Source organism: Citrobacter rodentium NBRC 105723 = DSM 16636 (assembly GCF_021278985.1).
GTDB lineage: Bacteria > Pseudomonadota > Gammaproteobacteria > Enterobacterales > Enterobacteriaceae > Citrobacter_A > Citrobacter_A rodentium.
Genome location: NZ_CP082833.1, coordinates 4480029 through 4501179 on the forward strand (window position 1 = coordinate 4480029; position 21151 = coordinate 4501179).

14 protein-coding genes are annotated in these 21151 nt (G+C 56.1%); 9 read left to right on the forward strand and 5 right to left on the reverse strand.

Going from position 1 to position 21151, the window contains the following annotated elements; translation table 11 throughout:
* Window positions 1-160 precede the first annotated feature (160 nt).
* The 5 genes from ssuE to ssuB are packed head-to-tail and all read left to right on the forward strand — an operon-like array spanning window position 161 to window position 4412.
* On the forward strand, window positions 161-736 hold the full coding sequence (gene ssuE / locus K7R23_RS21390; protein WP_012905329.1) for an NADPH-dependent FMN reductase: 576 nt from the start codon (window positions 161-163) through the stop codon (window positions 734-736).
* Window positions 729-1703: a sulfonate ABC transporter substrate-binding protein gene (locus K7R23_RS21395; RefSeq protein WP_024132581.1), complete on the forward strand. Its 975-nt coding sequence runs from the start codon at window positions 729-731 to the stop codon at window positions 1701-1703. Before ssuE ends, K7R23_RS21395 begins: the two co-directional genes overlap by 8 nt.
* Window positions 1700-2845 (forward strand): FMNH2-dependent alkanesulfonate monooxygenase, encoded by a 1146-nt coding sequence (gene ssuD, locus K7R23_RS21400; protein ID WP_012905327.1) that lies wholly within the window; start codon window positions 1700-1702, stop codon window positions 2843-2845. Before K7R23_RS21395 ends, ssuD begins: the two co-directional genes overlap by 4 nt.
* A gap of 11 nt (window positions 2846-2856) precedes the next feature.
* Window positions 2857-3648 carry an aliphatic sulfonate ABC transporter permease SsuC gene (ssuC, locus tag K7R23_RS21405; RefSeq protein WP_012905326.1) on the forward strand — a complete coding sequence of 264 codons (792 nt, stop codon included), beginning with the start codon at window positions 2857-2859 and terminating at the stop codon, window positions 3646-3648.
* Window positions 3645-4412 carry an aliphatic sulfonates ABC transporter ATP-binding protein gene (ssuB, locus tag K7R23_RS21410; protein ID WP_012905325.1) on the forward strand — a complete coding sequence of 256 codons (768 nt, stop codon included), beginning with the start codon at window positions 3645-3647 and terminating at the stop codon, window positions 4410-4412. The genes ssuC and ssuB overlap by 4 nt, the downstream gene beginning before the upstream one ends.
* Before the next feature lie 171 nt (window positions 4413-4583).
* Here ssuB and pepN read toward each other — a convergent pair whose 3' ends face one another.
* A complete protein-coding gene (pepN, locus tag K7R23_RS21415; protein WP_012905324.1) occupies window positions 4584-7196 on the reverse strand; it encodes an aminopeptidase N in 2613 nt (870 codons plus the stop codon).
* A gap of 266 nt (window positions 7197-7462) precedes the next feature.
* Between pepN and pncB the strand changes: the two genes are divergently transcribed.
* From pncB to aspC, 4 genes are all read left to right on the forward strand, one after another.
* Window positions 7463-8665: a nicotinate phosphoribosyltransferase gene (gene pncB, locus K7R23_RS21420; protein ID WP_012905323.1), complete on the forward strand. Its 1203-nt coding sequence runs from the start codon at window positions 7463-7465 to the stop codon at window positions 8663-8665.
* A 164-nt stretch (window positions 8666-8829) separates the two neighbouring features.
* Window positions 8830-10230, forward strand: a complete 1401-nt coding sequence (asnS, locus tag K7R23_RS21425) for an asparagine--tRNA ligase (protein WP_012905322.1) — start codon at window positions 8830-8832, stop codon at window positions 10228-10230.
* Window positions 10231-10815: 585 nt separating this feature from the next.
* On the forward strand, window positions 10816-11940 hold the full coding sequence (gene ompF, locus K7R23_RS21430) for a porin OmpF (protein WP_012905321.1): 1125 nt from the start codon (window positions 10816-10818) through the stop codon (window positions 11938-11940).
* A 183-nt stretch (window positions 11941-12123) separates the two neighbouring features.
* Entirely contained in the window at window positions 12124-13314 is a 1191-nt protein-coding gene (gene aspC, locus K7R23_RS21435) for an aspartate transaminase (RefSeq protein ID WP_012905320.1), read from the forward strand.
* Between the two features lie 84 nt (window positions 13315-13398).
* Here aspC and K7R23_RS21440 read toward each other — a convergent pair whose 3' ends face one another.
* The 4 genes from K7R23_RS21440 to K7R23_RS21455 form a co-directional block, all read right to left on the reverse strand.
* The gene (locus K7R23_RS21440; RefSeq protein WP_012905319.1) at window positions 13399-14046 is read right to left on the reverse strand and encodes an MBL fold metallo-hydrolase; all 648 of its coding nucleotides are present in this window, start codon (window positions 14044-14046) and stop codon (window positions 13399-13401) included.
* 19 nt (window positions 14047-14065) lie between these two features.
* Window positions 14066-14614: a peptidoglycan L,D-endopeptidase MepK gene (gene mepK, locus K7R23_RS21445; protein WP_012905318.1), complete on the reverse strand. Its 549-nt coding sequence runs from the start codon at window positions 14612-14614 to the stop codon at window positions 14066-14068.
* A 177-nt stretch (window positions 14615-14791) separates the two neighbouring features.
* Window positions 14792-16612, reverse strand: coding sequence for a L,D-transpeptidase (gene ldtD / locus K7R23_RS21450; protein ID WP_024132580.1), 1821 nt, complete (start codon window positions 16610-16612; stop codon window positions 14792-14794).
* Between the two features lie 177 nt (window positions 16613-16789).
* Window positions 16790-20839: an Ig-like domain-containing protein gene (locus K7R23_RS21455; RefSeq protein WP_231851603.1), complete on the reverse strand. Its 4050-nt coding sequence runs from the start codon at window positions 20837-20839 to the stop codon at window positions 16790-16792.
* Window positions 20840-21151 lie beyond the last annotated feature (312 nt).

Sequence of the window (21151 nt, forward strand, 5' to 3'; positions counted from 1 at the left end):
AAAAGCAATCGTTTCCCTGGCGTCCCTCTTTTTATGCCTTTTTCAGCTTTTCAATTGCACATAAATCATTTCGGTTCCCCCCGCTCCCCATGTCAGACTGCGCAAAATGTTATTAATTTTAACAAAAAACAAACATTCAGTTATAAGGGGAACAGACACTATGCGTATCATCACTCTGGCGGGAAGCCCACGCTTCCCTTCTCGCTCCAGCGCGTTACTTGAGTACGCGCGGGAAAAATTAAGCGCGCTGGACGTAGAGGTCTGCCACTGGCATCTGCACAACTTCGCCGCGGAAGACCTTTTATATGCGCGTTTTGACAGCCCGGCGCTGCAAACCCTGAGCGAACAGCTGCATGAAGCGGACGGCCTGATTGTCGCCACCCCAATCTACAAAGCCGCTTACTCCGGCGCGTTAAAAACGCTGTTGGATCTCCTGCCCGAGCGGGCGCTGGAGGGAAAAGTCGTGCTACCGCTGGCTACCGGCGGCACCGTTGCGCACCTGCTCGCCGTTGATTATGCCCTGAAACCGGTGCTTAACGCGCTGAAGGCCCAGGAAATTTTACATGGCGTGTTCGCCGACGACTCACAGGTCATCGACTATCAGCATAAGCCGCAGTTCACGCCCAATTTACAGCGGCGCCTCGACAGCGCGCTGGAAACTTTCTGGCAGGCTCTGCATCGTCGTGATGCGACGCCGTCCGTCGTCACCGTTCAGCGAGGAGCCGCCCATGTTTAATCTGCTTAAACTGCGTTCACCGTGGCTGGCGCTGGGCGGAATGCTGATGCTTTCCGCCGTGACCCACGCTGCGGAGCCATCACCCGAAGCATTACGCATTGGCTACCAGAAAGGCAGCATCAGCATGGTGCTGGCGAAAAGTCATCAGCTTCTGGAGAAACGTTACCCGCAAACGCGGATCGCCTGGGTTGAATTCCCGGCCGGGCCGCAGATGCTGGAAGCCCTTAACGTCGGCAGTATCGATCTCGGCAGCACCGGCGATATTCCGCCTATCTTCGCTCAGGCCGCCGGAGCGGATTTGGTTTACGTCGGCGTCGAACCGGCCAAACCGAAAGCGGAAGTCATTCTGGTGGCGGAAAACAGCCCGATAAAATCGGTGGCTGAGCTGAAAGGCCATAAGGTGGCGTTTCAGAAAGGCTCCAGCTCGCACAATCTGCTGTTGCGCGCGCTACAGCAGGTCGGACTGAAATTTACCGATATCCAGCCGGTGTATCTGACCCCCGCCGACGCCCGCGCCGCCTTCCAGCAGGGCGACGTCGATGCCTGGGCTATCTGGGATCCCTACTATTCCGCAGCGTTATTGCACGGCGGCGTGCGGGTGCTGAAGGACGGCACCGACCTGAAGCAGACCGGTTCGTTCTATCTCGCCGCCCGGCCTTATGCGGAGAAAAACGGCGCGTTTGTTCAGGGCGTGCTGGAAACCTTCAGCCAGGCCGATGCGCTGACGATTTCTCAGCGCCCGGAGAGCATCGCCCTGCTGGCAAAAACGATGGGACTACCGGAACCGGTCATCGCCTCGTATCTCGATCACCGTCCGCCCACCGCCATTTCGCCGGTCAGCGCCTCTGTTGCGGCATTGCAGCAGCAAACGGCAGATCTGTTTTACGACAACCGTCTGGTACCGAAAAAAATCGATATCCGCCAGCGCATCTGGCAGCCCACTCAACAGGAAGGAAAACAGTTATGAGCCTGAATATGTTCTGGTTTCTGCCGACTCACGGCGACGGTCACTATCTGGGAACGGATGAAGGCGCGCGCCCGGTGGATCACAGCTACCTGCAACAGATTGCCCAGACGGCGGATCGTCTCGGCTTTACCGGAGTATTGATCCCGACCGGACGCTCCTGCGAAGACGCCTGGCTGGTGGCGGCATCGATGATCCCGGTGACCCGGCGTCTTAAGTTCCTGGTGGCGCTGCGCCCGAGCGTCACCTCGCCGACGGTGGCGGCGCGTCAGGCGGCCACGCTCGACAGGCTGTCTGATGGTCGGGCGCTGTTTAACCTGGTGACCGGCAGCGATCCGCAGGAGCTGGCGGGCGACGGCGTGTTTCTCAACCATACAGAGCGCTATGAAGCCTCCGCGGAGTTCACTCAGGTCTGGCGGCGTCTGTTGCAGGGTGAAACCGTTGATTTCAACGGTAAGCACATTCACGTGAACGGGGCGAAGCTGTTCTTCCCACCGGTTCAGCAGCCGCACCCGCCGCTTTATTTTGGCGGTTCATCCGACGTCGCGCAGGATCTCGCCGCGGAGCAGGTGGATCTCTATCTCACCTGGGGCGAACCACCGGAGCAGGTGAAAGAAAAAATTGCCCAGGTGCGGGCGAAAGCCGCAGCGCGCGGCCGCACCATTCGTTTTGGCATTCGTCTGCACGTCATTGTACGCGAAACCAACGATGAGGCCTGGCGCGCGGCGGATCGGCTGATCGCGCATCTTGACGACGACACCATTGCCAAGGCCCAGGCCGCATTCGCCCGCACCGACTCCGTCGGCCAGCAGCGGATGGCGGCGTTACATAACGGCAGGCGCGACAAACTGGAGATCAGCCCTAACCTGTGGGCGGGCGTGGGGCTGGTGCGCGGCGGCGCAGGAACGGCGCTGGTTGGCGACGGGCCGATCGTTGCGGCGCGCATCAATGAATATGCCGCGCTGGGCATCGACAGCTTCGTGCTTTCAGGCTATCCGCATCTGGAGGAGGCCTGGAAAGTGGGCGAACTGTTATTCCCGCACCTTGACGTCGCGACCCCGGCCATCCCGCAGCCGCAGCGTCGGCATCTGCAGGGCGAAGCGGTCGCCAATGATTTTATTCCGCAAAAAGTGGCCCAGAGCTAAGGAGTCCGTTTATGGCAACACCGACACGTAAATGGCTGCTGCGCGTCGCCCCCTGGTTTTTACCGGCGGGCATCGTCGCCGTCTGGCAGTTGGCCTCTTCGCTGGGCTGGCTTTCCGGACGCATTTTCCCCTCGCCGGAGGGGGTACTGACCGCCTTCTGGACGCTCTCCGTCAGCGGCGAACTCTGGCAGCACCTGGCGATCAGCGCCTGGCGCGCGCTGATTGGCTTTTCGATTGGCGGGTCCCTGGGACTGACGCTGGGGCTGATCAGCGGCCTTTCACGCTGGGGCGAACGTCTGCTGGATACCTCTATCCAGATGCTGCGCAACGTCCCGCATCTGGCGCTGATTCCTTTGGTCATCCTGTGGTTTGGCATTGACGAAACCGCGAAGATCTTCCTGGTGGCGCTGGGCACGCTGTTCCCCGTTTATATCAACACCTGGCACGGGATCCGCAATATCGATCGCGGGCTGGTGGAGATGGCGCGCAGCTATGGTTTATCCGGCCTGCCGCTGTTTCTCCACGTGATCCTCCCCGGCGCTCTGCCCTCGGTGATGGTGGGGGTGCGTTTTGCTCTTGGCCTGATGTGGCTGACGCTGATTGTGGCAGAGACTATTTCCGCCAGTTCCGGAATCGGCTATCTGGCGATGAACGCCAGGGAGTTTCTGCAAACGGATATCGTGGTCGTCGCCATTATTCTCTACGCCCTGCTCGGCAAGCTGGCCGACGTCAGCGCGCAGCTGCTGGAACGCGTCTGGCTGCGCTGGCATCCGGCTTATCATATGAAGGAGGCCAACGTATGAATACCGCCCGTCTGAATCAGGGAACGCCGCTGCTGCTGAATGCGGTAACGAAAAAATATAGCGAATACGCCGTGCTCAACCGGCTTGATTTACACATCCCGGCCGGCCAGTTCGTTGCCGTCGTCGGACGCAGCGGCGGCGGGAAAAGCACCCTGCTGCGCCTGCTGGCGGGGCTGGAAACGCCGACCGCGGGCGAACTGTTAGCCGGCACCACGCCACTTTCGGCTATTCAGGAGGATACGCGAATGATGTTTCAGGATGCGCGTCTGCTGCCGTGGAAGTCGGTTATCGATAACGTCGGGCTGGGGCTGAAGGGAAACTGGCGCGACGCCGCGCGTCAGGCGCTGGCGGCGGTAGGGCTGGAAAACCGGGCGGCGGAATGGCCTGCCACGCTTTCCGGCGGCCAGAAGCAACGGGTGGCGCTGGCGCGCGCGCTGATCCACCGCCCCGGCCTGCTACTGCTGGATGAACCGCTCGGCGCGCTGGATGCCCTGACCCGTCTGGAAATGCAGGATCTGATCGTCTCGCTGTGGCAGGAGTACGGTTTTACGGTGCTGCTTGTCACCCACGACGTCAGCGAGGCCGTAGCGATGGCCGATCGGGTGTTGCTGATTGAAGATGGCAGGATCGGTCTCGATCTGACGGTGGATCTTGCGCGCCCGCGCCGTCTGGGCTCGGTACGTTTAGCGGAACTTGAAGCGGAGGTACTGAACCGGGTGATGCAGCGAAGCGAAACGGAGCAGCCGGTTCGTCGGCATGGCTGATATGCAGGCCGTTATCGGCCAACAAGCGTGAACGCCATCGCGTATTTTGCCGGATGGCGGCTACGCCTTATCCGGCCAGGGACAACTCAAAACGTAGGCCCGGTAAGCGTAGCGCCACCGGGCGTTTTGCACGATGGCGGCTGCGCCTTATCCGGCCAGTCAAACAATTTATCAGGCTAACGCTTTGCTGATTTTCTCGAACAGATCGCCGGAAAGATTTTCCAGCCCTTTCAGTTGCTCCAGCGCCGCGCGCATCTTTTCCTGACGCTGCGCATCGTAACGCTTCAGGCGAATCAGCGGTTCAATCAGACGTGAAGCCACCTGCGGGTTACGGCTGTTCAGCTCGGTCAACATTTCGACCAGGAACTGATAGCCGCTACCGTCTTCGGCGTGGAACGCCGCCGGGTTGTTGCCGGCAAAGGCGCCAATCAAAGAACGAATACGGTTCGGGTTGCTCATGCTGAACGAGCGGTGCTGCAACAGACCTCGTACCGTCGCCAGCACGTTATCCGCCGGGCTGGTGGCTTGCAGAATAAACCACTTATCCATCACCAGACCGTCCTGATGCCACTTGTCGTCGTACGCCTGCATCAGCGCGTCACGGCACGGCAGCTGCGCCGCTACCGCCGCCGACAGTGCCGCCAGCGCATCGGTCATGTTGTTGGCCTCGCGGTACTGCTTGCTGACCAGCGTATCAGCCAGCTGCGTTTCACCAAAGGCGAGGAAGCGCAGACAGGCGTTGCGCAGGGTGCGCTTACCAATGTCCGCATGTTCCACGCGATACTCAGCCAGATGGTTGGCGTTATAAATAGCAAGGAATTCGTCGGCAAGCTCGGTCGCCAGCGTCCGGGTCAGGGCTTCGCGGACTTCCGTAATCGCCAGCGGATCGATAACCTCAAACAGCTCGGCTATTTCGTTGACCGAAGGCAGGGTCAGAATTTCCGCCGCCAGCGCCGGATCGATCGTCTCATCCAGCAGCACCGCACGGAAAGCATCGGCAACGTGAACCGGCAGCGAGAGCGGCTGCCCCTGCTGACAACGCGACACGTTCAGTTTGATGTAAGTCGCCAGCAGACTTTGCGCCGCATCCCAGCGCGAAAAGTCGTTGCGGGCATGGCGCATCAGGAAGGTCAGTTGCTGATCGCTCCATTTATATTCCAGTTTCACCGGCGCGGAAAATTCGCACAGCAGCGCCGGAACCGGCTGGAAATAGACCTTATCAAACACGAACGTTTGTTCCGCCTGCGTGACGTTCAGCACGGCATTCACCGGATGACCGCCCTTCTGTAGCGGGATCACCTTCCCTTCGTTGTCATACAGCTCAATGGCGAACGGGATGTGCAGCGGTAATTTTTCCGCCTGATCCGGGGTGGGCGGCGTGCGCTGGCTGATGGTCAGCGTGTACTGTTCGGTTTCCGGATTGTAGTCATCTTTTACCGTGACCACCGGCGTACCGGACTGGCTGTACCAGCGGCGGAAATGGGAAAGATCGACGTTCGACGCATCCTCCATCGCCTGAACAAAATCGTCGCAGGTCGCCGCGCTGCCGTCATGACGCTCAAAATAGAGCTGCATCCCCTTCTGGAAATTCTCTTCGCCAAGCAGGGTGTGAATCATGCGAATGACTTCCGCACCCTTTTCGTAAACGGTCAGGGTATAGAAGTTATTCATTTCAATAACCTTATCCGGACGGATTGGGTGCGCCATCGGGCTGGCGTCCTCCGCAAACTGTAACCCACGCATGGTGCGTACGTTACTAATGCGGTTCACCGCGCGGGAACCGAGGTCGGAGCTGAACTCCTGATCGCGGAAGACGGTTAAGCCCTCTTTCAGGCTGAGCTGGAACCAGTCACGGCAGGTGACGCGGTTACCGGTCCAGTTGTGGAAATATTCATGGCCGATCACCCGTTCAATATCAAGATAATCTTTGTCGGTTGCGGTGTCGGTACGCGCCAGCACGTATTTGGAGTTAAAGATGTTAAGCCCTTTATTCTCCATCGCCCCCATATTAAAGAAGTCGACGGCGACAATCATATAGATGTCGAGATCGTACTCCAGGCCAAAGCGCTCTTCGTCCCACTTCATGGAGTTTTGCAGCGAGGTCATCGCCCACGGCGCGCGGTCCAGATTACCGCGGTCAACGTACAGCTCCAGCGCCACTTCCCGTCCGGAACGGGTGGTGAAGGTGTCGCGCAGGACATCAAAATCACCGGCCACCAGCGCAAACAGATAGCACGGTTTCGGGAACGGATCCTGCCACTGAACCCAGTGACGGCCATTTTCCAGCTCCCCTTCGCCAGTGCGGTTACCGTTTGAAAGCAGGAACGGATATTGGGTTTTATCGGCAATAATTTTGGTGGTAAAACGCGCCAGCACGTCCGGCCTGTCGAGATACCAGGTAATATGGCGGAAACCTTCCGCTTCGCACTGGGTGCATAACGCATCGCCGGACTGGTACAGTCCTTCCAGCGCGGTATTCGCCGCCGGGCTTATGCTATTAACGATCCGCAGGGTAAAACGCTCCGGCAGATTGCTGATGACCAGTTGGCCTTCTTCTTCTTTATAGTCCGTCCACGGTTCATCGTTGACGTGGATGGAGATCAGCGTCAACGCTTCGCCATCGAGCTTAAGCGGGGCATCCGATGCGCCATGACGAACAGCCTGGCTCACCGCTGTAACCACGGTTTTTTCAGCATCCAGGTCAAAGGTCAAGTCAATATCAGTAATCTGGTAATCCGGCGCACGATAGTCGTGGCGGTATTTGGCTTGTGGCTGTTGTGTCATAAAAAAACCTTTCGCATCTTTTGTAGAGTTCCGACTCCAGTCTATTCCTGTTGCGCAAATCACGCTATGCAGAATGTTCATCTTTTCAGGCACAAACCGGCTTTATGCTACATTTTTATAACACGCGGCACGAAATGCGCTCGACCCCAAAGTCAGTTTATGGTGTGATCGGGGTTCAATAAATCGCTAAACAAGGTATACTCCAGCGGTTTTCTTAGTTGTTTATTGTACTAAACGCTCCCGTAAGAGGATGCTACTGCGCACCTATGACACAATTCGCTTCTCCTGTTCTGCACACGTTGCTGGATACAGACGCTTATAAGTTGCATATGCAGCAAGCCGTATTTCACCACTACTATGATGTGCAGGTAGCGGCGGAATTTCGTTGCCGCGGTGACGATCTGCTGGGCATTTATGCCGACGCCATTCGCGAGCAGGTCAATGCCATGCAGCATCTTCGCCTGCAGGACGATGAGTATCAGTGGCTCTCCGGCCTGCCTTTCTTCAAAGCGGACTACCTGAACTGGCTGCGCGAGTTTCGCTATAACCCGCAGCAGGTCACTGTTACCAATGACAACGGGAAGCTCAATATCCGCTTAACCGGTCCGTGGCGTGAAGTCATCATGTGGGAAGTTCCCCTGCTGGCGGTGATCAGTGAACTGGTCCATCGCTATCGCTCGCCGAAAGCCGGCGTCGCGCAGGCGCTGGATACCCTGGAAAGCAAGCTGGCCGATTTCACGGCGTTAACCGCCGATCTTGATATGTCCCGCTTTCACCTGATGGATTTCGGCACCCGCCGCCGTTTTTCCCGCGAGGTGCAGCAGGCGATCGTCATGCGGCTTCAGCAGGAGCCGTGGTTTGTCGGCACCAGCAATTACGACCTCGCGCGTCGCCTGTCGCTGACGCCGATGGGCACCCAGGCGCACGAATGGTTCCAGGCGCATCAGCAAATCAGTCCTGAACTGGCGACCAGCCAGCGGGCCGCTCTCGCGGCGTGGCTGAAGGAGTATCCTGACCAGTTAGGTATCGCCCTGACCGACTGCATTACGATGGACGCGTTTTTACGCGACTTTGGCCCCGAGTTCGCCAGCCGTTATCAGGGGCTGCGTCACGACTCCGGCGATCCGGTGGAATGGGGTGAAAAAGCTATCGCGCATTATGAAAAGCTGGGGATCGACCCGCAGACCAGGACGCTGGTCTTTTCCGACAATCTTGATCTGCGCAAAGCGGTGGATCTTTACCGCCATTTCTCTTCGCGCATTAAGCTGAGCTTTGGTATCGGTACGCGTCTGACCTGCGATATTCCGCAGGTCAGGCCGCTGAATATCGTTATCAAGCTGGTGGAATGCAACGGCAAGCCGGTGGCCAAACTGTCGGACAGTCCGGGTAAAACCATCTGCCATGATAAAGCCTTTGTCCGGGCGTTGCGTAAAGCGTTTGACCTGCCGCACGTCAAAAAAGCCAGTTAATCGCCTGAGGGAGCCGCTTCGGCTCCCTTTTCACATTTAATTTCCGAAATTTTTCTCTCTGCCAATGAATTCTGCTTGTCTGATTGCAGATGCCAGGTAACATAGGTATTCCCCCATTTCGGGGATATGTATTTCTATATTGGACTATTAACAGAGAGAATATTATGAGCGTTGTGCCTGTAGCCGACGTACTCCAGGGCCGCGTAGACGTTGACAGCGAAGTCACCGTACGCGGATGGGTACGTACCCGCCGAGATTCAAAAGCTGGCATCTCCTTCCTCGCCGTTTATGACGGTTCCTGCTTTGATCCTGTACAGGCTGTCATCAATAATTCTCTGCCCAATTACAATGAAGAAGTGCTGCGCCTGACCACCGGCTGCTCGGTCATCGTGACGGGTAAGGTTGTCGCCTCTCCGGGGCAGGGTCAGAGCTTTGAAATTCAGGCCACCCACGTTGAAGTCAGCGGCTGGGTTGAAGATCCGGATACCTACCCGATGGCGGCGAAGCGCCACAGCATCGAGTATCTGCGTGAAGTGGCGCACCTGCGTCCGCGCACCAACATGATTGGCGCGGTTGCCCGCGTTCGCCACACGCTGGCGCAGGCGCTGCACCGTTTCTTTGATGAGCAGGGCTTTTTCTGGGTGTCCACCCCGCTGATCACCGCCTCGGATACCGAAGGCGCAGGCGAAATGTTCCGCGTCTCGACGCTGGATCTGGAAAACCTGCCGCGTAACGAGCAGGGTAAAGTCGATTTCGATAAGGACTTCTTTGGCAAAGAGTCGTTCCTGACCGTCTCCGGCCAGCTGAACGGCGAAACCTACGCCTGCGCGCTGTCCAAAATCTACACCTTTGGCCCGACGTTCCGCGCGGAAAATTCCAACACCAGCCGCCATCTGGCTGAGTTCTGGATGCTGGAGCCGGAAGTGGCGTTTGCCAACCTGAACGATATCGCAGCTCTCGCGGAAGCCATGCTGAAATATGCCTTTAACGCCGTGCTGACCGAGCGCGCGGACGACATGAAGTTCTTCGCTGAGCGCGTGGACAAAGAGGCGATCTCGCGTCTCGAACGCTTCATTGCGGCTGACTTCGCCCAGGTTGACTACACCGATGCGGTGACCATCCTGGAAAACTGCGGTAAGACGTTCGAGAACCCGGTTTACTGGGGCGTGGACCTCTCTTCCGAGCATGAGCGCTATCTGGCGGAAGAGCACTTCAAAGCGCCGGTAGTTGTGAAAAACTACCCGAAAGACATTAAGGCGTTCTACATGCGCCTTAACAACGACGGTAAAACCGTGGCGGCGATGGACGTCCTGGCGCCGGGCATCGGCGAGATCATCGGCGGTTCGCAGCGTGAGGAGCGTCTGGATGTGCTGGATGCGCGCATGCTGGAAATGGGTCTGAATAAAGAAGATTACTGGTGGTATCGCGATCTGCGTCGCTACGGTACGGTTCCGCATTCCGGCTTTGGTCTCGGCTTCGAACGTTTGATCGCCTACGTGACCGGCGTACAAAACGTTCGCGACGTGATCCCCTTCCCGCGCACCCCGCGTAACGCAAGCTTCTAAACGCGTATCGGAAAAGGCCAGCATCGCTGGCCTTTTAACCCGCTTCGCCTGCATTTGAAAGGCGACGATCTCTTTTTCTGCTTAACCTGCCCTTCATCAACGAATACCTGACCGTAACAACTCTGTACAAAAATTTACCCACATTCTTATTGCGGTTTAGTTTTTTCTGACGCAATAGCACAATTTTCAGACAAAACCATCCGCTTTTTGACGCAGTGAAAACGGTTTACAGAAAACCTTCACCGCCTGTTTTCTGTACGACTTTTTTGTTTAATGCTAATTAAATATAAGAAAATCATATAAATAGATAACAGGAACGAGATTTGAAGCATAAATCGTGACGAAATTTGATATCGTTCACAAAGTTCCAGAAAAGACACATTTAGTTACATATTTTTTCTTTTTGAAACTAAATCTTTATATTTGTAGCACTTTGACGGTAGCGAAAGGCCGTTTTGAATGGAAAGATGCCTTCAGACACATAAAGACACCAAACTCTCATCAATAGTTCCGTAAATTTTTATTGACAGATCTTATTGGCGGCAGTGGCAGGTGTCATAAAAAAACCAATGAGGGTAATAAATAATGATGAAGCGCAATATTCTGGCAGTGGTTATCCCTGCTCTGATGGCAGCGGGTGCGGCGAACGCTGCAGAAATCTATAATAAAGACGGCAACAAGCTGGACCTGTACGGTAAAGCGGTTGGTCTGCACTATTTTTCTAAAGGCAACGGTGAAAACAGCTACGCTGGCGACGGCGACCAGACCTATGCCCGTCTTGGTTTCAAAGGGGAAACACAGATTAACGATCAGCTGACCGGTTATGGTCAGTGGGAATATCAGTTCCAGGGTAACAACTCTGAAGGCGGTTCTGACGCGCAGGACGGCAACAAAACCCGTCTGGCGTTCGCCGGTCTGAAATTCGGCGATGCAGGTTCTCTGGACTACGGTCGTAACTACGGTATCGTTTACGATGCGCTGGGCTACACCGATATGCTGCCAGAATTTGGCGGCGATACCGCTTACAGCGATAACTTCTTCGTGGGTCGTGTGGGTGGCGTTGCTACCTACCGTAACTCCAACTTCTTCGGTCTGGTTGAAGGTCTGAACTTTGGCGTCCAGTACCTGGGCAAAAACGAGCGCGCCAGCAGCTACGACGTTGATCCGCTGGATCCGTCCGACAACAACTTCAGCGATGTGCGTCGTTCTAACGGCGACGGCTGGGGTGGCTCTCTGAGCTACGAATTCGAAGGCTTCGGCATCGTGGGTGCTTACGGCGCCGCCGATCGTACCAATGCGCAGACTAACCCGGCGCTGCGCGGCCAAGGCGAAAAAGCTGAACAGTGGGCAACCGGTCTGAAATACGACGCCAACAACCTCTACCTGGCGGCTAACTACGGTGAAACCCGTAACGCCACTCCGATCAGTGGCGGTTTTGCCAACAAGACCCAGGACATCCTGTTAGTCGCTCAGTATCAGTTCGACTTCGGCCTGCGTCCGTCCATCGCTTACACCAAATCTAAAGCGAAAGACGTTGAAGGCGTAGGCAGCGAAGACCTGGTGAACTACGTTGAAGTAGGCGCAACCTACTATTTCAACAAAAACATGTCCACCTATGTTGACTACATCATCAACCAGATCGACTCTGACAACAAACTGGGCGTAGGCTCTGACGACACCGTCGCAGTCGGTATCGTTTACCAGTTCTGATAGCAGTCCGCTTTGTTAAATGCCTAAAAAACAGGACTTCGGTCCTGTTTTTTTATGCCTGTCAGCAAAATCTTGCGACTTCACAAAACCTTGAGAGTTTTCACGAGTAACGGTTGGCATTTTGTAAATCTACCGTTAACCTGATAGCGGATTTCCCTTCTGTAACTACAATGGAACCTCGTCATGTTTGAGAACATTACCGCCGCTCCCGCCGACCCGATTCTGGGCCTGGCCGATCTGTTTCGTGCTGATGACCGCCCCGGGAAAATTAACCTTGGTATCGGCGTCTATAAAGATGAGACTGGCAAAACGCCGGTACTGACCAGCGTTAAAAAAGCCGAGCAGTATTTACTCGAAAATGAAACGACAAAAAACTACCTCGGCATTGACGGTATTCCGGAATTTGGCCGTTGCACCCAGGAACTGCTGTTCGGCAAAGGTAGCGCGCTGGTCAACGAAAAGCGCGCCCGTACGGCGCAGACGCCTGGCGGTACCGGCGCGCTGCGCGTAGCGGCCGATTTCCTTGCTAAAAACACGGCGGTTAAGCGTGTCTGGGTCAGCAACCCGAGCTGGCCGAACCATAAGAGCGTCTTCAGCTCTGCGGGTCTGGAAGTGCGTGAATATGCGTACTATGACGCGGAAAACCACGCGCTGGACTTCGACGCGCTGCTGAACAGCCTCAGCGAAGCGCAGGCTGGCGACGTGGTGCTGTTCCACGGCTGCTGCCACAACCCGACCGGTATCGATCCGACGCTGGAGCAGTGGCAGACGCTGGCTCAGCTTGCCGTCGACAAAGGCTGGCTGCCCCTGTTTGACTTTGCCTACCAGGGCTTTGCCCGCGGTCTGGAAGAGGACGCAGAGGGACTGCGCGCCTTCGCCGCGCTGCATAAAGAACTTATCGTCGCCAGCTCCTATTCGAAGAACTTCGGCCTGTACAATGAGCGCGTCGGCGCCTGTACGCTGGTGGCCACCGATGCGGAAACCGTCGACCGCGCATTCAGCCAGATGAAATCAGTGATTCGCGCCAACTACTCCAACCCGCCAGCGCACGGCGCTTCCGTTGTCGCCACGATCCTCAGCAACGACGCGCTGCGCGCCATCTGGGAACAGGAACTGACCGACATGCGCCAGCGTATTCAGCGTATGCGTCTGCTGTTCGTCAATACGCTACAGGAGAAAGGCGCTAATCGTGATTTCAGCTTCATCATCCAGCAGAACGGCATGTTCTCGTTCAGCGGCCTGACCAAAGAGCAGGTACTGCGTCTGCGCGAAGAGTTTGGCGTCTATGCGGTTGCATCGGGTCGCGTTAACGTCGCCGGAATGACCCCGGACAACATGGCGCCGCTGTGCGAAGCTATCGTCGCCGTGCTGTAAGCCAGCCTGAAAAGAGAAAGCCCGCGACAGACGCGGGCTTTTTTTCGCCGGTGGATAGCTGGCGTATTGCCAGCCTTCAGGCATTTACCAGACCGGCATTTCGTCCTGCAGGAACGGATTATGCAGGCGTTCATAACCCAGCGTCGACAGCGGTCCGTGGCCGGGAATAAACGTCACGTCATCGCCTAACGGCAGCAGCTTACTCTTGATTGAATCAATCAACTGGCTGTGATCGCCGCGCGGAAAATCGCTGCGCCCTACTCCGCCTTTAAAGATCACATCGCCGGAAATAAGCAGACGGGAGCGATCGTCAAAAAAGACGATGTGGCCGGGCGTATGGCCGGGGCAATGCAACACCTGTAAAGTCACATTCCCTACGTTTACGCTCTCTCCTTCCTCCAGCCAGCGATCGGGCGTCAGAGGCTGACACTCGTCAAGGCCGAACATGCGACTCTGGGCAGGTAATCCCTGTAACCAGAACTCATCTTCTTTTTCCGGACCGATAACCGGTACGCCATAATGCGCCGCCAGCTCCGCCGCCGCGCCCACGTGATCGAGATGACCGTGGGTCAGCAGGATTTGCATTAACGTTACGCCGCTGGCGTCCACTTCCTGTTTGATTTTCTCAGCGTCGCCGCCAGGATCGACAAGCGCCGCCAGACGAGTCTGCTCACACCAGATCAAAGAGCAGTTCTGAGAAAAGGCGGTGACCGGAATAATACGATAGTTCATACTGCTCCTGTTTCGTTAATCACCAGTGCCGTACGGGACCGGTGTCGATATGCACAAAGTTACTGCGTGGGTAGTATCCTACACCACCTGCGCGCATAGACAACGCGGCTTTGCGAATATGACTTAACGAAACGCCTTCAATATGAAAATCCATTGCCTGGCCTTTGGTGTGGTAGCTTTTCTTCGCCACCCCACGGCTGTGCGCGCGCAGTTCATTGTTCGTATCCAGCGAGCGATACCCGGAAATCAGTTGAACGGGCCTGCGGGTGCCCAACAGTCCTTGCAGACGGAAAAGCTGGTCAAAAAGTCCCGGATCGATGGATTTCACCTTATTTGCGCGATAGTCGCGGAAAAAATGGTTAAGTTTGGCTAATTCATCCTGAATATAAGCTCTGCCATCAAAAAATTCCGCTTTGATTGTCTCTCCGGTATGGAGATTATTCAGCGTCAGAATACGCGGACGAGGGGTGGAGAGTGTGGCAAACGCAGGCACGGGCAGGATGGCGGCGCCGAGGGCAGCCCCACCTAACGCCAGCAGTTTGCGGCGATTAGCGTCAAAATTGTCCATGGTAATAAGGTCTACAGGTAAAAGGTCATCAACAATATGCTTAGCGCACGAAGGGCACCTTAACCGGCAAAAAAGCTGCCGTCAAGATAACCCAACCTCAGCAACAACGGGGCTTGCGGCGAGACAGCCCCGCTATTGCCAGTTACTACGACACCATAATGACCAGAACGTCTTCATTTACCTGATTAATTGTTCCGCTTTTTCCACAATTTGTGCGCTGGATCGCGCCGTCAGATCGTAATTGTAAATATCCGTGCGGTATTGCGTGCGTCCATCTGCGCCAACAAATGCCGTCAGATAGTACAGGTTGACCGGGATCGTCTGGCGAATGGTGACATAGCGGGTGTTTCCTTGCTTCAGCGCGTCGGAGATGCGCGTGTCGTTCCAGCCTGCGTCCTGCAACAGCATGTTAGCCAGCTCAGACGCCTTATTCACCCGCACACAGCCGGAACTTAACGCCCGGGCATCTTTACTGAACAGAGTATGGTTCGGCGTATCGTGCAGATAGATGGCATCGGAGCTCGGCATATTAAATTTATACCGCCCCAGTGAGTTATGCGCCCCGGGCGCCTGCTGGAAGCGGAACGGCAGATTTGACGGGGTAATCGTTGACCAGTCAACCTGCCACGGATCGATAGCGTCTTTGCTGTTCCAGCCGCGCATAACGGTATACCCGTGGCGCTCAAGATAGCCCGGATCGTTCCACAACTTCGGTAAGATATCCTTGCGCGCCAGCGTCGGCGGCACGTTCCACGGCGGATTAACCACCACGTTATTTAACGCGCTGCTCATCATCGGCGTTTTCCGATCGGGACGCCCGACAATAACGCGGGAGGCCAGCACCTGGCTGCCGTTCTGATAATAAACCAGCGAGTAGGCCGGAATATTCACCATAATGCCCGTCGACAGCTCTGCCGGAAGCAAACGCAGACGCTGAATATTTAGCGCCAGCCCCCCTGCGCGCTGCGCCGGAGTGACGTTCATCCAATAGCGGGTGGCGGGCCCAATCGCGCCATCCGCCCCCAGCCCCTGCCAGGCCTGGAATTGCTTGACCGCCGCAACCAGTTCACGATCGTAAGCCGCCGGTTTGTTACTCACGACCGCGGCCTGCTTCTCTTTCACCGGCGCGGATGGACTGACGACCACGTTTTGCGCATCGTCACCAGGCAGGGCAATTTTTGGCCCACCGTCCAGCATACCGGAACGTTTAAGGATCTCGCGCAGGGCGGGAACATCGCTGCTCCACTGCCCCGGACGCAGCGTCGCGGCGCTGCGCAATTGCGGCCAGGGACGGGAATCCCCCACCAGCGCCAGCAGCGACTGATGCATTCTGGCATATTGCGGATGCGCAGGCGCCAGGCTGGCAATAAAGCGCGGCAATTCGCCATTATCCAGCGCCAGCTGCCATTGATTGATGACCGACAGCGCTGGCGTCGCCAGCTTGTACGGTTTGTTGCTGTATAACCAGCGGTTGCCATTGACCGGAATACCCGCCACAAACTGGAGATAGCCCATCATGGCGTCGGAAAGCACCACGTCACGGGCTTGCCCGCTGACTGCCGGATCGGTCAGCAACTCAACCCAACGGGTAAACTGCGGCTGGAAACCCGCAATCGCGACCTCCGCCAGCTGTTGCTGGAAGGCGCGAACCGCATCGCGGTTTTCCCACATCGGTTTCATTTCGCGCGCAGCATAAAGCAGCGTTAACTGATCCATATAGGCAGGCGTGTACCCGGAAGGCAATCCGGTAAGCAGCTGCTGGCGAACCGAGCCGATATCAATACCTTCCGGCAAGGGCTTAATGCCCGCCATAATGCCGGTCACTGGCGACTGTTCCAGCGGCTGCGACAGCGACGTTGGCTGTGCGCCCATTATTGCTGAGCTGTCAGACGGTACAATTTCAGGCTCGTCGGCCTGCGCAGTGAACAGCGGAGCAAACGTCACTAGGCACAAACTCAGCGCTGACAGCTGACGACCACGATTTTTCTTTAGCAACATCCCTTGCCCCCTGTTTTTAAACGACATGCCCATTATTCTGGGGATTTTCTTCATTATAGAAAGGCCAGAACCCTGTTGCCTTACCTTATGTAAAGAAGTTTAAAGATAACGCAGCAGAGGAAAGAAGTTAAGCATTAAGAGAAAAGCCCCGCAGCGTGATCGCTACGGGGGTGAGGTTTACTGTACGGTTAAAGAGACTGTGATGTCGTAGACCAGTAAATTATTATCATTATGCCATTCCGTTCCTTTGAACGTGATGCGGCCAGTATAACGTCCTGGAGAGAGGGTTGGGTTATCATCCGCACTGAAATTAATAACCGGTGCACTTGTACCAGAATTATAACAGCTTATGGCGTTGTTAAATTCGACTCTGCCGCATCCGCCAGTTGATCGTTGCCCCTTAAATATGACATTAACAGTTTCCCCATTATCGGTTGTCATTGGTACCGTCAACCTTGTAGTCGCACCAACATGACTATTCCATATTAACGAGGTGGGCCCCTGAGTCTCGCCAATTACTACGAAGCCAACAGATGCTGTAGTCGTCGATACGGCATCATTACCGGTATAACTCGAACTGTTTCCTGTTATATTCCAGTCAACATATAGAGTATCAACAAATGAAACCTCATTATTGCTGAGATTTGTGCCATTGGCTGTCGCAGTAACAGTGGCGATCCCGACAGTACTCCCTTTCAATTTCACCGCTGTGTTACCTGAGCTGTCCGTCGTAGTTTCCTGTGCTGACAATGTGTTCAGGTTGGTTGTCCAGGCGACAGTCAGCCCTTCTACAGGGTTGTCGTTGGCATCATTCACAACTGCGTTATAGGTCACCCCTGTACTGTTAATAACAGGGTTTATCATATTTGGCCTTAGGGAAATCAGCCTCGCCGTTTTCGTATCACCAATAAACTTCGTATCACCGCCCGTCTTCTGACCTCCGGCGTTTACTACTGGGGTGGCCGTCACCTTCACTTCGCCCGACTTCAGCGAGGTGCCCTTCATTGTCGCTTTACCCTCTGCATCGGTATCGCTGCTTGCTGGCGTCAGCGTAACCCCGCTCAGACTGCTGCTCCAGTTCAGGGTGGCGCCGGTCAGAATATTACCGTTGGCATCCGTCACGGTGGCCGTCCAGGTGATGGTTTCGGCGCCATCAGCCACCGCCTGCGGTTTGTCCGCGACGATGCCGGTAACCTTCGCCGTCGCCACGTTCCCTATTACCTGTAACGTCTGAATTTTGCTGCTGCCGCCCGTAGTGGCCGTCACGTCGATAGCGCCCGCTTTCAGGCTGCTGAAGGCCACGGTTGCCGTACCATCATCGCCCGTCACTGACGAATTTACGCTGAGGCGACTGGCAGCTTCACTGCTGGTCCAGTTGACTGTCACCCCAGAGACAGGATGCTGTTGTGCATCCACGACCAGAGCAGTGAGAGTCACCGTGTCCCGATCTGCCACAATACCCGTGGTTTTATCTGCCGTCAGGGATGTGATTTGCGCGGTGCTGCTGTCTGCCGTAAAACGCAGATTCTCCATCGACTTCACTGTCCCGTTAATGCTGGCCGCCACAGTGTAGGTCGCCACATTGTCTGAGGCCAGCGCCACGCGGGCCACGCCGTTGGCATCCGTTTTACTGCTATTCGCCGACAGTTTTCCGGTGGTCGGTGACGCCTGCCAGTTGACATCCATGCCGCCCAGTGGGTTACCGTTCGCATCGGCGATCGTGGCGCTGAGGGTAATGGCATCCGATCCATTCGCCAGCGCCGTCGGCTTATCGCTGGTGATGGTATTCACTTTCGCCGTCGCGGCATCCGCTACAAATGTTACCTTATCCGCCGCCGTTGCCGTCGCTTCGAGGGTCTGCGCCGTCACTACCACATCGCCCGCCTTAATGGACGTCACGGTAATCTGCGACGTACCGTCAGCGCCGCTGGTGGTACGGGTGGAGCTCAACTTCGCATCGGCGCTGTCTGCAGACCAGTTGACCGTAGCGCCCTGCACGACGTTCCCCTGCATGTCCGTCACCGTCGCGGTATAGGTAATTTTATCCGTTCCGTTCGCCGTGGCCTGCGGTTTATCCGCCATCAGCACGCTCACGCTTTGCGTGCTGCTGTCTGCCACAAAAGTGATGGGATCCGTTTCCTGCATGGTGCCATTCACTTCAGCACTCACCGTGACGGTACCGGTTTTCGATGCTTTCAGCGTCAGTACGGCAATACCGCTGCTGTCGGTGGTCGAAGTGCTGGTCGTGACCGGCGTGTTATCCGTTTTCTCTACCTTCCAGTTTACCGTCACTCCGGAAAGCGGATGGCTGTAGCCGTCCATGACCAGAGCCGTTACCCTGCCTGTATCGTTATTGTTCGCCACTACCTGCTTTTTGTTGCTGTCTATCGTCACCACTTTTGCCGTAGACCTGTCCGCAGTAAACGTCAGCGGCGACGTACTCAGGGCATTACCCCCTTGCAGCTGCGCCGTCACCACCGTGGTGATGATATTCTGACTGGTCACCTGGATCTGCGCCGCCCCGCTCTCATCGGTACTGCTCTGCGACGCGGACAGCAATGCCTGAGCATTGTCGGCAGACCAGTTCACCACGGCATCTTTCAGCGCCCTGCCATACTGGTCCGTCACATGCGCCGTCAGCGTAACGGGCGCGCTGCCGCTCGCCAGCGCACTGGTGCCGGAGGCGTCAAGCGTGGTCAACTGCGGTATCATCACCGTTGCCTCTTCAATCAGCTTCGCGGAGGCCAGCTTTATGGCGCCATCAATCAGCGGCTGGATGGTCAGGGTGTCCGGCGTGGTGCCGCTGGTCAGCGTAGCCATGTAAACGCCGCTGCCGGATTCCGTAAAAGCCCCCATCGTCGGCGCCTTGTCAGGCGTTGTACCCTCCGTTTTCGCGACAGCGGTGACCGAAGAGGTCAGCGCCGCCGTCAGGCGCGAAGCCAGACCCGTTGCCGCTTCACCCGCACTGGTTTTCAGCGTCACGCTCACCGTGGCAGGTGTTTTCCCGTCTGCCGGTACTTTCGTCGGCGAAACGGTCGTGGCGGACAGCAGGGTGTTGACGTCAATCCCGTTCACCGTGACATTTACCCGCTCCGCTGCCGAAGCATTGCCCTTTTTATCCCACGCGGTGGCGCTCAGGGTGTAGCTGTTACTGCCGCTGCCCACCCATACCGGCAGCGTCATGACAACCTGCTCCGGATTGCTGCCCGGGGTGATTTTCCCACCGTGACTGAAGAAGCTGTCGCCCTGCCACTCAATGCGGTCAAGGCCATACTTCGCCTTCACTTTCGCCGTCACGGGCCGTTTCGACTGCTCCGCCCCTTCCAGTTCAGCCGGCAGCGCGAGCGAAATCAGCTCCTGCTTGCGGTACTCCAGCACGATGTTGTTGTTGCGATCGACAAGGTCCAGGCGGCCGCCCTGCAACGTACGACGCAGCGCCACCTGTGACGGGTCGAGTTGGGCGCTTAGCGGCACACCCGGCGTCCAGGTCAGGCCCAGGTTCACCTGGGTGTCATTCTCACCGCTCTTACCCATCTTCTGATTCAGACCCATCGTGACCAGCGGAACAGGCGTATAGTTCAGTCCGACGGTGACAGCATACGGATCCTTCTGGCGATCGTCTTCGTCATCGCCAAACAGTCCAACGCTGTCGCCAAAGTACTGCTCATAAATAATATTAGCGCCCAACTGCGGGTACGCCGGTAAATAACCGGTTGCACGAATATCAAAACCGTCAGCCACTCGCTCGTCATAATCCTGATAACTGGATGAGGACATCCAGTCGCTCAGGCGTAAATAGCCGTTAGCCGAAACATTAAGATAATCCCATCTCAGTTCAGTATCCAGACCGAGACGCTGATGCTGATTACCTGAAACCTGCCGATCGTAAAAAACATTGGTGCCCCACATCCAGCCGTCATTAAAATGGCGATAGCCAAACCCGCCATTCACAATATTCCGATCATCGTGGCGACGGCCACCCAGTTGGGTGAAAAGCAGGTTTTCATTTTCGTTATATAACGGAACCAGTAAATCGAGTTCGGAATCACTGAGGGTGAAATGTTCGTCGGTGCTGATATTGACCCGGGCGGTACCAAACTGGCTCAGCCACTCCTGCGCGCTGGAGGCCGCTTTGCCCGTTACCGCAGACACCACCGCACTGCCGAGGGCATCAGAGGCGTTGTCACTGCTGAGCAACGACCCCGCCTGAACGGCCGTCTGAGCCACGCTGCTCGCGTTTTGATCCGAAGGGTTCCCCTGCTCTTTTTCTGCAGAAGACGTTATCTCCTCTGCATTCGCATTAAATACAGAGGACAAATAAATTAATGATGAAGGGGGGGCTAATTGTAATACTATTTGTATGCAGGCCAGTAACTTCCTTGTTTTCGAACGCATATGAGTGCTCCGGAAAAATAACATTACCATTAAATGGTATATTATTCGCCAGCACATCTCTATACATTAACCAGAGCAAGCAATGGAGCGTTAATTACTCTTCAACCAATTCATCAACCATACAAATAAACAAGCAGCAAAAAG

What these genes read in the sequence shown, in the direction of transcription:
- ssuE (WP_012905329.1), top strand. Translation starts at nt 161, where the DNA reads ATGCGTATCATCACTCTGGCGGGAAGCCCACGCTTCCCTTCTCGCTCC.
- K7R23_RS21395 (WP_024132581.1), top strand. Translation starts at nt 729, where the DNA reads ATGTTTAATCTGCTTAAACTGCGTTCACCGTGGCTGGCGCTGGGCGGA.
- ssuD (WP_012905327.1), top strand. Translation starts at nt 1,700, where the DNA reads ATGAGCCTGAATATGTTCTGGTTTCTGCCGACTCACGGCGACGGTCAC.
- ssuC (WP_012905326.1), top strand. Translation starts at nt 2,857, where the DNA reads ATGGCAACACCGACACGTAAATGGCTGCTGCGCGTCGCCCCCTGGTTT.
- ssuB (WP_012905325.1), top strand. Translation starts at nt 3,645, where the DNA reads ATGAATACCGCCCGTCTGAATCAGGGAACGCCGCTGCTGCTGAATGCG.
- pepN (WP_012905324.1), bottom strand. Translation starts at nt 7,196, where the DNA reads ATGACACAACAGCCACAAGCCAAATACCGCCACGACTATCGTGCGCCG.
- pncB (WP_012905323.1), top strand. Translation starts at nt 7,463, where the DNA reads ATGACACAATTCGCTTCTCCTGTTCTGCACACGTTGCTGGATACAGAC.
- asnS (WP_012905322.1), top strand. Translation starts at nt 8,830, where the DNA reads ATGAGCGTTGTGCCTGTAGCCGACGTACTCCAGGGCCGCGTAGACGTT.
- ompF (WP_012905321.1), top strand. Translation starts at nt 10,816, where the DNA reads ATGATGAAGCGCAATATTCTGGCAGTGGTTATCCCTGCTCTGATGGCA.
- aspC (WP_012905320.1), top strand. Translation starts at nt 12,124, where the DNA reads ATGTTTGAGAACATTACCGCCGCTCCCGCCGACCCGATTCTGGGCCTG.
- K7R23_RS21440 (WP_012905319.1), bottom strand. Translation starts at nt 14,046, where the DNA reads ATGAACTATCGTATTATTCCGGTCACCGCCTTTTCTCAGAACTGCTCT.
- mepK (WP_012905318.1), bottom strand. Translation starts at nt 14,614, where the DNA reads ATGGACAATTTTGACGCTAATCGCCGCAAACTGCTGGCGTTAGGTGGG.
- ldtD (WP_024132580.1), bottom strand. Translation starts at nt 16,612, where the DNA reads ATGTTGCTAAAGAAAAATCGTGGTCGTCAGCTGTCAGCGCTGAGTTTG.